The sequence below is a fragment of the Micromonospora narathiwatensis genome, assembly GCF_900089605.1.
Classification (GTDB): Bacteria; Actinomycetota; Actinomycetes; order Mycobacteriales; family Micromonosporaceae; genus Micromonospora; species Micromonospora narathiwatensis.
In genome coordinates this window covers 6,438,590-6,452,030 of record NZ_LT594324.1, presented here as the reverse complement: position 1 = coordinate 6,452,030, position 13,441 = coordinate 6,438,590, and the positions used below count along the sequence as shown (strand labels likewise).

The window sequence follows — 13,441 nt, the reverse complement described above, 5'->3', positions numbered from 1 at the left end:
GTCAGCGGGTCGGGCTGTCGTGGCAGCCGGCGTGGCGCTGGTTGCACTTGGCCTCGCACTCCGCCGTCGCCCCGCCCCACAGCTCCTGATCGACGGCGAAGCCAGCGGCACGGATCAGGGCGACCGCCCGGGATATCGGCACGCCGAGCGGTTCCGGGGCGGTGGGGCTGGTCTCGTCGGGCGGCGGGTCGGGCTGGTGGTGGATGAACCGGCCGGCGAGACGCTGGCAGAAGTCGGCGTATTCGCGGGTGTCCAGGATGAACGTGTGCCAGCCGATGTCCACCAGGTCACTCGGGCCGAGCGGCTCGGTGGCGGTGGCGCAGGCGGCGAGGAAGGCGAGCGCCTGGTCCATGATCCTGGCCGGCAGGTCGGCGGCCAGCTCGGGATGGTCGCGGGCGATGCGGGCGGTCAGCACGGCGAACAGCTCGTCGGGGACGAGCGCCCGGCCGGTGCTGACCCGGTCGATGGTGAGCATCCTGCTCCTTCCGTCAGCGGTGCGGTTGTCTTCCATACAGGCCGCGTGGGGCCGGCTGCGGATCGCATGACGCCGCGAGAATGGTCGATATGCGCGCCACGTATACCGCGAGCCCGCAGAACGGTTTGAATGGATAGGCTCGACTGAGCACCATCAACACAGCCACCCGCGAGCGGCGAGGTTGCCGGTGACACGTGCGAACTGCCCCCGCTGCGGGGGACGCCTGGCCCGCGACAACGACAGCGGACGCTGCGCACCCTGCCAGGCTGCCGAACGCGACCGCCTGAGCAGCCCGCCCGCAGTGCCGGCGAGCTTCTGGGAGCACGAGCCGGTACGCCAGGCACTCGCCGAGCGGCATCTCGGGCGGGTGATCCGGGCGTACCGGTACCACCCGTACCACGGGCGGAACCCGCTGCCGCAGACCGTGGTTGCGGGGTGGCTGGGCATTACGCAGGCACAGTTGAGCCGGGTGGAGAACGGGCCGCCGCTGGTACACCTGGATAGGCTGAGTCACTGGGCAGCGATGCTGGGAATCCCGGCGTTCCGGCTCTGGTTCGCGCTCCCCCGGCAGTCCTCCGTGGTGGCCGAGCCATCAACGATCGTTCAAGAAGAAGGTGGCTCCACGAACCGGCGACAGTTCCACGCCGTTGCCGCCCTGGCAGGGATCCAGGCGAGCGGCTGCCTCAACCTGCTGGCGCCGCAGGCCGATCCCCCACGGAGTGTCGGCATGGAGCAGGTGCAGTACGCGGCCTCGCTCGTGGATGGGTTCCGCAAGGCGGACGCGGCGGTAGGCGCCGATCGGCTCTGCGACATCGCCATGCAGGTGCATGAGCGGCTGTCGACCTGGGCTGCGAAGGCGGCCTACAGCCGGTCAGTAGGTGACGCATTGCAGAGCGCTTTGGCCGATCTGGCCATCCAGGCGGCCTGGCTCACCATCGACGCGGACCGCCGAACGGAGGCACGGCCCTATCTGAACGAGGCGATCGCCCGGGCGCGGATCGCCGACGACTCGCGGGTCGAGGTGCGTGCCTTGGCCTGCATGTCGTTGCTGCTGCGCGAGGACCGCCCGGGGGAGGCAGTGCACTGCGCCGATGCCGCTCTACGGGCCTCTGCCGGCTGGGCTACGCCGAGGTTGAGCACGCTTCTGCATCTGCGGGCGGCCTACGCGCACGCCACGCTCAGGGACGCATTCAGCTTCGAGCGCGAGATGACCAGTGCACGACGGGCATTCGAGGGCGGCAGCCATGAGGATGATTTGCCGTTCATCTCGTTCGTGACCGCTCAGGAGGTCACCGGCATCCAAGGGCTGTCCTACCTCGCCCTTGACCGAGCCAACCGCGCCGCCGGCTGCTTCCGTTCCGTGACGGCCGATCCCTCCCCCACTCATCGGCGGAACCAGGTCTACTACACAGTGCAGCTCGCCCGGGCGGCGAGCCGGCAAGGTGATGCCAGCGACGCTGCACGGGCGGGAATGAGCGTCTTGCCGGAGGTGGGCCGGGTGCGGTCGGGCCGAGTGTTTCGGCTGCTCGCTGATGTGCGGTCCCACCTTGCCTTAGCAGGCCGCTCGACTCCGCAGGCTCGCGAGTTCGTCGAGGCCTATGACATGGCGGTGGTCTGATGTTGGAGAACCTGCGACTGCGGCACTACACGGCGGAGCAGGCAGAGGAGCTGGTAGACCAGCTCGTTGATGTGTATCTAGACGCGCACGCCGAGGACGGGTCCCTCTACAACGCGGAGCGGTACCGGCGACAGCTCACGATGCACATGCCTCGGGCTGGCTGGGAGTTGGTCGCGGCGACGGTCGGCGGGAAGCTGGTTGGGTACACCTACGGGTTTTCGCTAACACCGGACACGCGATGGTGGGACGGCATCCAGGAACCGATTCCTGCCGGCTTCACAGAAGAAGATGGGCGGCGAACCTTCGCGGTTAGCGAGCTGGTGGTGCGCCGCAGGTGGCAGCGTCGTGGAGTCGCCCGCGATCTGCATGCCGAGCTGATTAGCGGCCGGGGTGAGGAGCGTGCCACCCTTTTGGTTCGTCCCGACAACACCGCAGCTCGGAACGCCTATCACACTTGGGGCTGGCAGTCCGTGACCAGCCTCCGGCCGGCCTGGGACCACGCGCCAACATTCATGGTCCTGACCAAAGCACTGGATGCAATCTCTCCGATCGGTACCGACTAAACAGCCATCGGGAAACTCCGCCCTCCCCCGAACCTCAGATCAACCTACTGTCCTGGGCGAGCGTGCGGGCCTCCTGGCGTTACTGTTCGGGGTCTCGGACGGCGTCGTCACGGGGTGGGAGCAGCCGTCGCGGTGGTCCTGGCTCTCGCAGCGACGGTGGCCGGGGGTTGGGCCGACGCCGCGAAATCACCGAAACCACCGATGGGCCAGCCGCAACCTGGCCAGGCCACTCTTGGACTCGAGGTGATCTTGCAACGCGCGCTGCGGCTTTGCAGAAAGATCGCCTGACGCTAATCTCGCATCCATGCCAGAGCCGCTAAAGCCCTATAACCCTCTTGATCGCGTCGAGCTAGGCAGGAGCGTCGAACGTGCACTGCTTGCGAGGCCGCTAAGTCCACTTCCGCCGGCGGCATCCTTTCCCGGTGCCGGCTTGTACGCCATCTACTACCTGGGTTCGCTCGACCTGTACCGACTGATCGCACCACCAGCCCGCAAGGCCGGCGAAATTCCGATCTACGTCGGACGTGCCAGCGCTCCTGGCGCGAGGCAGGGAGCACTCGGATTGCAGAGCACCACCAACGAGCCCGCCCTGTTTACTCGGCTCAGGCAGCACGCCAAGTCGGTGCAGTTGGCCGAGGAGCACAGCGTCAAGCACGGCGAGCCAGGGCTGCGCCTTGAGGACTTCAGATGCCGCTACCTCGTCGCGGATGACATCTGGGTGCCACTCGCGGAGGCGTTGCTGATCGGGCACTACCGACCGGTCTGGAACGTACTCATCGACGGCTTCGGCAACCACGACCCCGGCAGGGGCCGAACGACGCAGGCTCGATCGCTGTGGGACATGCTGCACCCGGGCCGGGCATGGGCGGCACAGCGCCCCGAGGCCCAGAAGAGCCCTCACCAGCTTCGGTACGAGGTAAACGCCCACCTTTCCAGGTTCAGGATCCCCGACCTGGACGCAGTTCCGGTTATTGACGACGAAGTCCAAGAGGCGATGGACCAGGAGGAGATGGTTTTCGATCTTGAGAAGTAATTTAGGGATCAATAGTCGAGGTCGCAGGCGAGGACCTCATAGCGAGTACAGCCTGAGCAACCCGCTCTGCGGCCAGTTGGGTGTCCTCGTGTTCCCAAACGCGGATCACCCTCCACCCGGCGTCAGCGATTAGCCGATCGGTCTCCCGGTCACGAGCGCGGTTCCGTTCGATCTTCTCTCGCCAGAACTGGCCGTTGACTCGGGCGGGACGATAATGGTCGGGGCATCCATGCCAGAAACAGCCATCGACGAATACAGCCACACGGGCAGCAGGGAACACCACGTCCGCAGTGCGGCGAACGCCGGGTAATGGTCGAGTGTTGACCCGGTATCGCATGCCTGCCCTGTGCAGGAGCGACCGTAGTCGTCGTTCGGGGGCGGTGTCGCGGGCCTTGTTGCCGCGCATCACGGCCCGCACGGCAGGGCTCTTCGCCCACGAGGTGGCATTGGTATCGGGCGCGGCGAGGAGCCCCCGGCCCCAAGCGAGCCGCCATCCCTCGGCGAGATTCTTGGCTCGGGTGGCGTACTCGACCTCGCCTAGGTAGCGAGCAGGTGAGCGTCCGCTATCCGACCACCGCAGGTAGGCGCGGATCCGCCGAGTTCGCGGCAGCAGTTTGAGTTCGACGGACGCCCGAGCCCGTCGCCCGTCACCGAGGTCGACCCATCGTCGTTCCGCGCCGCCCGCAGCCCGATCCTGTTCAGCCGACGCCGCCCGTCGGCTGCGGCCTTGTCGCCCCTTCCACGCTCTCGGATCCGGGGGCTTGTCCGCCCAGCGCTGATCGGACCGGGCCGGCGTTGGCGTCACGGCTTACTCTCGGCCTCGTCGAGCGCGCTGGCGATAGCACGGGCGAAGAGCTCGCCAAGCATGACGGGGACGGCGTTGCCGAGTTGGCGCATCTGCTCGCCGCGAGGGCCTGCGAGCTCCCAATCATCGGGGAAGGTCATGACTCGTGCTGTCTCCCGCACCGTCATGTATCGGTGTCGGTAGGCGTAGGGCGACCCCTCATGTGGTTCGGGTAGCAGATCGTCGGTCAACAGCACCGACTCTCCCCCGGGCACCCCATGCACACCGGCTTTGACTGTCTTCGCGGGTCGGTCTAGCTCGTTCGGCGTGTGGCCCGGGTAGATACGCGCGTCCGGCCAACCGATGTGACCGGTGAAACCACCCAGCCCGTACTCTCGGCGATCAAGTCGGTCCCAAGGCACCGTTGGCAGCGAGCGCTGTCCGTCAAGCCCCTTGATGGCATCTCGCAGAGTGCGCCACGGAAGCTTCCCGTCATTCTTCGGAGGAGTATCCGGCAACCGTGACATGACGCGCTCACGCACGTGGCCGGGGACGTCCAAATGCCGTTCCCAGTAGGAGCCGTCCAACATCGACCGGATCAACGCGGCTTCCGAGTACCGCGGGCTCACGGCCTCCTCGAAGCGTTTGATGTCGACGCCGAGATCTGACCTGAAGGCCACGATAATGATCCTGTTACGGATCTGGGGGACGCCATAGTCAGCGGCGTTCACCTTCGTGACTACGACCTCATACCGCCGCTTCGGGTCTGACGGCTCCTCGTCCAGTCGCGTCCGCAGCACCTCGTCGTGCTCACGCCACGTGGTGTCGCCGTCGCGTTCCTCGAACGGCAGTCGCAATTCCCGTTCAATGTAGTCAAAGTATGGCTTGAAGGACGGGCGTAGCAGACCACGGACGTTCTCGCACATAACGACCTTGGGTTGAATCTTGCGGATGGCGCGGAACATCTCCGGGAACATGTTGCGCTTGTCCTCGTCGCCTTTGGCGACGCCACCCAGGCTGAACGGCTGGCAGGGTGGCCCTCCGGCGAGTAGGTCCACGCGATCCCATAGGTAGTCGAACTCGACCCTGCGCACGTCCCCCTCGACCAGTGGCCACCTCTCACCGGGGGAGGGGATTCGCTCCCCCTCGCCCCTCGGAGTGGCCGCGTTGGCCTTGAGGGTGTCGCATGCGTACTTGACGAGCTCGTTGACCAAGAGGGGACGGAAACCCGCTCGATGAACAGCCATCGCCAGACCGCCGCCGCCCGCGAAAAGCTCCACCGAGGTGCGGTCCTTGATCGGCTTTCCTGGCTGTTCAGACATGGCAGGAGCATACCGCGGAGTTATCGATCTTGAAAATAGGCTCACCGAGAGCATCGGCGCGCTAGCGCGGCCGAAACGAGGCCGAGCCACAACCGAGCCAGGACGTAAGCGCCCGTCGTGGATGTGGTTTGGTTACGGCAGTCAGAGGAGGAACGATGGCGACCTGGCAGCTCGGTCCGTTCGACAACGACGACGCGGTCGAGTGGTGCGCCGCCCTCGAGGCGGCACCTCATGGCCAACGCGCCGAGCTTGTGCGCCGCACCCTCGACACAGCCGTCTTGGCCGGGCGGGCCCTCACGGCGGGCGAGGCCGCTCGGGCGGTCGCGGCGGCCGCAACCGCACTTCAGTTGCTCACCGGTACGCCGGTCTCAGAATCGGCCTACGCTCCACGCTTTCTCCTCGGCCGAGGGGGCAGTCGGGTCAACCCATCGCTCCGAGGCTTGGCCATACAGGCGCTCAATGTGATCCTCGCGGACGAGTCGGCGTGGCGCCTCCAGTGGGCTAACCACGTCGAAGAGGAGGAAGCGTTGGCCGTGATCGAGGAACTCCGGCTCAATCTCGCATCAACAGCGATGCCGTAGGTTTCCAACATCGCGCACGTCACCTGGCACCGACGCGAGGTGTTCAAGGGCGTTCCGTTGGCCGCCTGACTCTCATCCGTTCAGGTACGCGAGCACCGCCAGCACCCGCCGGTTGTCGTCCTCCGACGGCGGCATTCCCAGCTTGCTGAAGATGTTGTTGATGTGCTTGCTGACCGCCTTCTCGGTCACGAACATCCGCCCCGCGATCGCCGCGTTCGACCGCCCCTCGGCCATCAGCCCCAACACCTCCCGCTCCCGAGCGGTGAGACCGGAAAGCCGCTCCGCCCCGCTGTTGCGCGCCAGCAGCTGCGACACCACCTCGGGGTCCATCACCATGCCGCCGCCGGCCACCCGCTGCACCGCGTCGATGAACTGGCCGACGTTGGACACCCGGTCCTTGAGCAGGTAGCCGACTCCCCCGGCCCGGTCGGCGAGGAGTTCCCGCGCGTAGAGCTGCTCGACGTGTTGGGACAGCACGAGGATCGGCAGCCCGGGGATCTGCGCGCGGGCCGCGAGTGCTGCCTGTAGGCCTTCGTCGGTGAAGGTGGGTGGCAGGCGTACGTCGAGGACGGCGACGTCGGGGCGGTGCCGGGTGAGTGCCGGCAGCACGGATGGCCCGTCGGCGACGGCCTCGACCACCTTGCACCCGTACGCGTCGAGGATGCGGGTCAGCCCGTCCCGGAGGAGGGCGAGGTCTTCGGCGATGACAACTCGCACGGCAGCTCCATGGTCACGACGGTGGGTCCGCCGGGCGGACTCGTCACGCTCATCGTGCCATCGAAGGCGGCCAGCCGGCGGCGTACCCCGGCCAGGCCGGTCCCCACGTCCACGGTGGCCCCGCCGCGACCGTCGTCGCCGACCAGCATGGTCAGCAAGCCGTTCTCAAAGAGAATTCGGATCCACGCACGGCCCGCGCCGCTGTGTTTGGTGACGTTGGTCAACGCCTCGGCGACCGCGAAGTACGCCGCGGATTCGACCGCCGCGGGTGGGTTGCCGGGCAGCCGCACCTCGACGTCGACGGGCAGCGGTACGGCCAGGGCGAGCGCCTGCACCGCCCCGTCCAGACCCCGTTCGGCGAGTACGGGCGGGTAGATGCCGCGGACGAGGTCGCGTAGCTCGGCGAGGGCGTGGCCGCTGCTCTCCTGCGCCTCGCTGAGCAGCCGTTGCGCCGCCGCCGGGTCGTCGGCCATGAGTTGTTCGGCCAGGCCGATGCTCATCCGCAGCGCGACCAGCCGGGCCTGCGCCCCGTCGTGCAGGTCGCGTTCGATTCTGCGTAGCTCGGCGGCCTGGGTGTCGATAGTGTCGGCGCGGGTGGCGGCGAGGTGCTCGACCCGCAGGGCCAGTTCCTGCGCCCGGGTGGGGGCGAGGAAGAAGCCGGCGAACCGGAAGTGCAGCCACAGCAGCCAGGGTGCGACGGCCAGCCCGCCGGCGAGGATCAGCAAGCCCTGCGGCGCGGCGAGCCACGCCTTGACGATGTTGTCCATCGGCCAGAACACGCCGTAGCCGTACCAGTCGATGGTCAGGTAGAGCGCCAGCGGCACGAGCAGGACGCCTTCGAGGCCGTACACGGGCAGCGCGAACGCCAGCAGGCACGCGCCGCCGGTGATCGCGCCGGGGATCAGCCAGGCGAAGTCCCGCCAGGTCGCCACGTCCGTGACCACCCACCGGAAGCGCTGCCAGGTGCCGAACCGGGCACCGGCGGGCACCGGCCGGTACGGCGACGCGATCGGCACCGGCCCCCACCGGCTCAGCCGCCGTTGCAGGGTCAGCGACGCCCGCACCAGCACGGTCACCGCCGGAAACAGCGCGAACCCGATGCCGAACACGGGGATGAGCGCGAGGGAGACCACCGACAGCACGAACAGCGCCACGTTGGCGGTCAGGCCGAGCAGGGCCACGGCCAGGCCCTGCACGGCGGCGACCGCGCCCGGCCTGATCTGCTGCCAGACGGTACGGAGGGAGCTGTCCACCGGGCTATTCTGCGCCCACCTGGGCACCGAAATCGGTGGTGCTACCGCCCCCGTTGCCCGTGGTGCCGCCCTCACGTGGCTTCGTGAAGCCGGGTTCCTCGCCGGGCTCAACCCTCTGGTGGCCGCCCGACGAGGAGAACCCCACGATGGACAGCGTCGGCTGTCACCTGGTCACTGGAGGTGGAACCGTTCGTCCATGGCGAGGGCCGCCAGTTGCGGCACGGTGAACGGCAGTTCCTCCAGCCCCTGCTCGGGGTTGCCGTAGAACAGGCTCTGCGCGACGAAGGTGACCACCCCGTCCGGGTGCCGGTAGGCCGACCACTGTTCAAAGCGCCGGTCGATGGTGGGACGGACGACCACCCCGATCTTCGCGCTGCCGACGGTCACCACCTGGCACTGGCCCGCCATGCCCCAGAACTGCCGGGCCAGCGCGCACGGTTCGGTCTTGAGCGTGTTCCCGTGGGTGTACACCTTGACGAGCACGCGCCCGGTCCGGTCTCCCTTGGCGACGGTGGCCGCGGACGTGTAGCTCCACACCTCGATGCCGTTCGCCTTCTCCTCGAACTGTGCCTGGCTGCTGCGCGGCGGATCTTCGCCGACGGGCGGGGTCGCCGGATTCTCCGGCACGGTGTACCCGTCCGGCACCACGGCGATGAGCTCGTTGAGCAGCCGAACCCCCTGCTCGTACCGGTCGCCGGCCTTCGCCGTCCGGTCCTGCTGCGGGCGGCCGTCCGGTCCGGTCGGCCACGGCTCGGCGGTTTCGCCGGTCGGGCCCGGAATGGGTGCCGGATTCGCGCCGCCGGCACCCGCGGGGATGCCGGCCCCGGCGGTGCCGACTGTGGCGACGCCAGCGACCGCGAGCACCACGGCCGCGCTCCCGGCGCAGGCCCATCCGGTACGCCGACGCGCGCGGGCACGCCGTGCGGCGCCGAGCGCGGCGGCCGTGTCCAGTGGTGGCGGCGGGGCGACGGACGCCATCTCGTGGCGGAGCGCCTCGCGCAACTCTTGCCCGTTCATCGGGCCCCCTTTTCGATCGCGCTGTACGTGGGCTGTAGAAGGCCGCGCAGGTTTTCGAGGCCACGGGCGGCTTGGCTCTTCACCGTTCCGGGCGAGCAGCCCAGCAGCGCTGCGGTCTCCTCGATCGACAGGTCCTCCCAGTAGCGGAGCACCAGCACGGCCCGCTGGCGTGGCGCCAGGGCGGCAAGCGCCTGGAGCATCACCAACCGGTTCTCCGGCGATTCGGGCGGTGCGGGTCGTTCGGCGTCCTCCGCGCCCACCCGTTCGCGGCGCCACCAGCCCCGCCGCCGCTCGTCGAGGAAGGTCCGGACCAGGATCTGCCGTACGTAGGCGTCGAGCACCTCATGCCGGGAAACCCGGTTCCAGACCAGGTAGAGCTTCGTGAACGCGGTCTGGACCAGGTCCTGCGCCCGGTGCCAGTCCCCGCACAGCAGGTACGCGGTGCCACGCATCGCGTCCGACCTCGCGGCGAAATATTCCGCGAACGCCGTGTCGCGATCGCTCATGCGAGCCTCCTATCCCCGATTCGAGATAGTCACGCCACGTCCTGCTCCGCGGGTTGCGCCTGGGCACGAGAACTCCGGTGGTGCTACCACCACCGGCGTTCGGGATCTGGCACTGCTGTTTTCGACCGCTGCCGGCCGAAGGATCGACGTCATGACCACGACCAGGCAAAAGGTGACCGGGCTGGCTGGCGTGCCGTCCGGCCGCCGCAGCAAGTACGCGGTGCTCGTCTTCTGGCTCGTCCTCGTCGCGGTGGCCGGGCCGTTGGCGCTGAAGCTGACCGAGGTGCAGGACAACGACGCCCTCGGCGCGCTGCCCGCCACCGCCGAGGCCAGCCGGGCGGTGCAACGGGCGGAGCAGGCGTTCCCGGATTCGCGGAAGCCCCTGGCCGTCGCTGTCTACGTCCGCGAGGCCGGGCTCACCGCCGCCGACCGCGCCAAGGTCGACGCCGACCGCGCGGCCTTTTCCGGGTACGCCGACGGCGGCCAGGTGTCCCCGCCGATGGCCAGCGACGACGGGCGGGCGCTGCTGCTCTCCTTTCCCGTCGCCGGGGACGCCGACCAGCGCGCCGACGCGGTGTCGGACATCAAGCAGCGGCTCACCGATGGCGTACCCGAGGGTTTGCGGACGGCGCTGACCGGTCCGGCCGGCGGTGAGGACGATGTCTTCGACGCGTTCGCCGGCATGGACACCACGCTGCTGCTGGCGACCGCCGCCACGGTCGCGTTGCTGCTGCTCGTCACGTACCGCAGTCCGGTGTTGTGGTTGATCCCGCTGGTCACGGTGGCGCTGGCCAACCAGCTCGCCAGCGCGGTGGTGTACCTGCTGGCCAAGCATGCCGGGCTGGCCGTGGACTTCCAGAGCCAGAGCATCCTGACCGTGCTGGTCTTCGGCGTTGGCGTGGACTACGCGCTGCTGCTCATCGCCCGCTACCGGGAGGAGCTGCGCCGGCACGTCGACCGGCACGCGGCGATGGCGGTCGCGTTGCGCCGGTCGGTCGGCGCGATCGGCGCGTCGGCGGCGACCGTCGCGCTCGGGCTGCTGTGTCTGCTCGCCGCGCAACTGCCGTCCACCCGGGGGCTCGGGCCGGTCGGCGCGGTCGGGATCGTGGCGGCGCTGCTGGCCATGACCACGCTGCTGCCGGCCGTGCTGGTCCTCTTCGGTCGGTGGCTGTTCTGGCCGTTCGTGCCGCGCTACTCACCGGACGCGGTCGGGTTCGACGTGGCGGCCGAGCACGGGGTGTGGCGGCGGATCGCCGGGTTCGTCGGCCGGCGCCCCCGCACGGTGTGGCTGGGTACGGCGGCGGTGCTGGTGGCGTTGAGCTTCGGCATGGTGAACCTGAGCATCGGCATGCCGCACGACGAGTCGTTCACCAAGGAGGTCGGTTCGGTCACCGGCCAGCGGATGATCGAGGCGCACTACCCGAGGGGGTCGGTCGCCCCGGCGGAGATCCTGGCCGCCGCCGGACCGGCCGGGCAGGTGGTGGCCGCCGCGCGTACCGTGCCGGGGGTTGCCGAGGTGGGCGAGCCGGAACCCTCGGCGGACGGCCGGTGGGTGCGCATCGCGGCGGTCCTAGTGGACACGCCGGACAGCGACGCGGCGTTGGACACCGTCGGGCGGCTACGTGCCACGGTGCACGCCGTGCCGGGGGCGCAGGCCGTCGTCGGCGGGGACACCGCGTACCTGATCGACGAGAAACGGACCGTCGACCGGGACAACTGGCTCGTGGGGCCGCTGGTGCTGGCGGTTGTCCTCGTCATCCTGGTGGTGCTGTTGCGGGCGCTGGTCGCGCCGCTGCTGTTGCTGGCCAGCGTGGTCCTGTCCTACGTCGCCGCGCTGGGCGCGGCCGGGCTGATCCTCGACGCGATGGGCTACCCGAAGCTGTTCGTCGGGATCCCGCTACAGACGTTCCTGTTCCTCGTGGCCCTCGGCGTGGACTACACCATCTTTCTGAGCACCCGGGCGAGGGAGGAGACCGCGCGGCTCGGGCACCGCCGGGGTGTGCTGCACGCGCTGACGGTGACCGGTGGGGTGATCACCAGCGCGGGCGTGGTCCTCGCGGCCACGTTCGGCGCGCTGAGCGTGCTGCCGCTGGTGCCGTCCGTGCAGACGGCCGTGATCATCGGCGTCGGGGTGCTGCTCGACACGTTCCTGGTCCGCAGCCTGCTCGTCCCGGCGCTGGCGCTGCACCTGGGCCGCCGTACCTGGTGGCCGAGCGCCCTGGCCCGGCCGGCGGTCCGGCCGGTCGCGGCCCCGCCGGTCGAGCGGATACCGGCGGCGTCGTAGGCGTCCGCCGGGCGCCGACCGTACCCGCGAAGGTACGGTCGGCGCCCGGATTCGTCAGCACGGTCGCCCGGGGTCACGCGGTCACCGTGGCGATGAAGCCGGCGAGGTTGCCCATGGTTCGCTGGATCTTCTCCTCCAGGGTGAGCGACTCGGGGAGCCGCGCGCCGGCCCCGGCGTCCTTCTTGCCGCGCAGGTAGAGGGAGCAGGCCAGGTCGCTGCAGAGGTAGGTGCCCACGGAGTTGCCCTGCTGCCCGGCCTTCCCGGCCTTGCGGGCGACCATCAGCGAGACGCCGCTCGTCGGGGTGGTGAGGCACATCGCGCACATGGTGCGTCGTGGCTGCCGGGCGGTGGGGGTGGGGCAGCGCAGCGCGAGGGCGGTCGGCCGGCCGTCCAGGACGGTGACCAGGTAGGCGCGGTCCGGCGCCCGCGGATCTCGCCAGCCCAGGTAGTCCAGGTCGTCCCAGGGCCGGTCAGCCAGATCACGTGGGACGGTCAGGCGCTTGGCCTCGCCCTTGCTGCAGTTGACGAAGGCGGCACGGATGTCCTGCTCGGTGAGGGGCGTCATGAGCGGCTAAGCTAGCTTGCCTAAAGGCTTTAGGCAAACACATAATTGGTTTTGGCAGTGTGAGGAGGACCATGGCACGCGCAGGGCTGACCGCGGAACGCCTGACCCTGGCGGGCGCCGAGCTCGCCGACGAGGTCGGCTTCGACCAGGTGACCGTCTCGGCGCTCGCCCGGCGCTTCGACGTCACGGTCGCGAGCCTGTACTCGCACGTACGGAACTCCCAGGACCTGCGGACCCGGATCGCCCTGCTCGCCCTGGACGAGATGGCCGCCCTCGCCGCCGACGCCGTGGCCGGGCGGGCCGGCCGGGACGCCCTGACCGCCCTCGCCAACGTCTACCGGGACTATGCCCGGGAGCATCCCGGCCGCTACGCCGCGGCCCAACTCCGGCTCGCCCCGGAGACGGCGGCCGCCAGTGCCGGCGGCCGGCACGCCCAGCTCACCCGGGCGATCCTGCGCGGCTACGACCTGACGGAGCCGGACCAGACACACGCCGTCCGGCTGCTGGGCAGCGTCTTCCACGGCTACGTCAGCCTGGAGCTGGGCGGCGGGTTCGAACACAGCGCCCCGGACACCGCGCAGACCTGGGAATGGATCATGGACGCCCTGGACGCCCTGTTACGGAGCCGGCCCGCGCCCCCGGCTGCCGCCTAGGTACAGGCCCCTCGGTGGCGGAGAGACCGCGCGCCCGATCGACGAGGAACGGACGGTCGACCGGGAACCG

General features: G+C 69.4%; 14 protein-coding genes. 6 read left to right on the top strand and 8 right to left on the bottom strand.

The window, feature by feature from the left end; all coding sequences use genetic code 11:
• Position 1 precedes the first annotated feature (1 nt).
• Entirely contained in the window at positions 2 to 475 is a 474-nt protein-coding gene (locus GA0070621_RS28615; protein ID WP_091201554.1) for a glycine-rich domain-containing protein, read from the bottom strand.
• 301 nt (positions 476 to 776) lie between these two features.
• On the opposite strand from GA0070621_RS28615, the gene GA0070621_RS31035 reads away from it, so the two are divergent.
• The 3 genes from GA0070621_RS31035 (at position 777) to GA0070621_RS28600 (ending at position 3,689) form a co-directional block, all read left to right on the top strand.
• The gene (locus GA0070621_RS31035; RefSeq protein ID WP_167667559.1) at positions 777 to 2,093 is read left to right on the top strand and encodes a hypothetical protein; all 1,317 of its coding nucleotides are present in this window, start codon (positions 777 to 779) and stop codon (positions 2,091 to 2,093) included.
• Positions 2,093 to 2,656: a GNAT family N-acetyltransferase gene (locus tag GA0070621_RS28605; protein ID WP_091201551.1), complete on the top strand. Its 564-nt coding sequence runs from the start codon at positions 2,093 to 2,095 to the stop codon at positions 2,654 to 2,656. The genes GA0070621_RS31035 and GA0070621_RS28605 overlap by 1 nt, the downstream gene beginning before the upstream one ends.
• A gap of 304 nt (positions 2,657 to 2,960) precedes the next feature.
• Entirely contained in the window at positions 2,961 to 3,689 is a 729-nt protein-coding gene (locus tag GA0070621_RS28600; protein WP_091201549.1) for an Eco29kI family restriction endonuclease, read from the top strand.
• 1 nt (position 3,690) lies between these two features.
• Here GA0070621_RS28600 and GA0070621_RS30590 read toward each other — a convergent pair whose 3' ends face one another.
• Together GA0070621_RS30590 and GA0070621_RS28590 are read right to left on the bottom strand one after the other, a co-directional pair.
• A complete protein-coding gene (locus GA0070621_RS30590) occupies positions 3,691 to 4,095 on the bottom strand; it encodes a very short patch repair endonuclease (RefSeq protein ID WP_091202961.1) in 405 nt (134 codons plus the stop codon).
• A 395-nt stretch (positions 4,096 to 4,490) separates the two neighbouring features.
• Positions 4,491 to 5,795 carry a DNA cytosine methyltransferase gene (locus GA0070621_RS28590; RefSeq protein ID WP_091201547.1) on the bottom strand — a complete coding sequence of 435 codons (1,305 nt, stop codon included), beginning with the start codon at positions 5,793 to 5,795 and terminating at the stop codon, positions 4,491 to 4,493.
• A 155-nt stretch (positions 5,796 to 5,950) separates the two neighbouring features.
• On the opposite strand from GA0070621_RS28590, the gene GA0070621_RS28585 reads away from it, so the two are divergent.
• The gene (locus GA0070621_RS28585) at positions 5,951 to 6,376 is read left to right on the top strand and encodes a DUF4259 domain-containing protein (RefSeq protein ID WP_091201545.1); all 426 of its coding nucleotides are present in this window, start codon (positions 5,951 to 5,953) and stop codon (positions 6,374 to 6,376) included.
• 72 nt (positions 6,377 to 6,448) lie between these two features.
• On the opposite strand, the gene GA0070621_RS28580 is transcribed toward GA0070621_RS28585, so the two are convergent.
• The 4 genes from GA0070621_RS28580 to GA0070621_RS28565 form a co-directional block, all read right to left on the bottom strand.
• Positions 6,449 to 7,093, bottom strand: coding sequence for a LuxR C-terminal-related transcriptional regulator (locus tag GA0070621_RS28580; RefSeq protein WP_091201544.1), 645 nt, complete (start codon positions 7,091 to 7,093; stop codon positions 6,449 to 6,451).
• Positions 7,045 to 8,346, bottom strand: coding sequence for a sensor histidine kinase (locus GA0070621_RS28575; protein WP_167667556.1), 1,302 nt, complete (start codon positions 8,344 to 8,346; stop codon positions 7,045 to 7,047). The genes GA0070621_RS28580 and GA0070621_RS28575 overlap by 49 nt, the downstream gene beginning before the upstream one ends.
• A 171-nt stretch (positions 8,347 to 8,517) precedes the next feature.
• A complete protein-coding gene (locus tag GA0070621_RS28570) occupies positions 8,518 to 9,363 on the bottom strand; it encodes a hypothetical protein (protein WP_091201542.1) in 846 nt (281 codons plus the stop codon).
• Positions 9,360 to 9,869 carry a SigE family RNA polymerase sigma factor gene (locus GA0070621_RS28565; RefSeq protein ID WP_091201540.1) on the bottom strand — a complete coding sequence of 170 codons (510 nt, stop codon included), beginning with the start codon at positions 9,867 to 9,869 and terminating at the stop codon, positions 9,360 to 9,362. Before GA0070621_RS28565 ends, GA0070621_RS28570 begins: the two co-directional genes overlap by 4 nt.
• 151 nt (positions 9,870 to 10,020) lie before the next feature.
• Here GA0070621_RS28565 and GA0070621_RS28560 point away from each other — a divergent pair, with 151 nt between their 5' ends.
• Positions 10,021 to 12,153, top strand: coding sequence for an MMPL family transporter (locus GA0070621_RS28560; RefSeq protein ID WP_091201538.1), 2,133 nt, complete (start codon positions 10,021 to 10,023; stop codon positions 12,151 to 12,153).
• Between the two features lie 73 nt (positions 12,154 to 12,226).
• Here the strand turns inward: GA0070621_RS28560 and GA0070621_RS28555 are convergent, their stop codons facing one another.
• On the bottom strand, positions 12,227 to 12,718 hold the full coding sequence (locus GA0070621_RS28555) for an FBP domain-containing protein (RefSeq protein ID WP_091201536.1): 492 nt from the start codon (positions 12,716 to 12,718) through the stop codon (positions 12,227 to 12,229).
• Between the two features lie 71 nt (positions 12,719 to 12,789).
• Between GA0070621_RS28555 and GA0070621_RS28550 the strand changes: the two genes are divergently transcribed.
• Positions 12,790 to 13,371, top strand: coding sequence for a TetR/AcrR family transcriptional regulator (locus GA0070621_RS28550; RefSeq protein ID WP_091201534.1), 582 nt, complete (start codon positions 12,790 to 12,792; stop codon positions 13,369 to 13,371).
• Positions 13,372 to 13,441 lie beyond the last annotated feature (70 nt).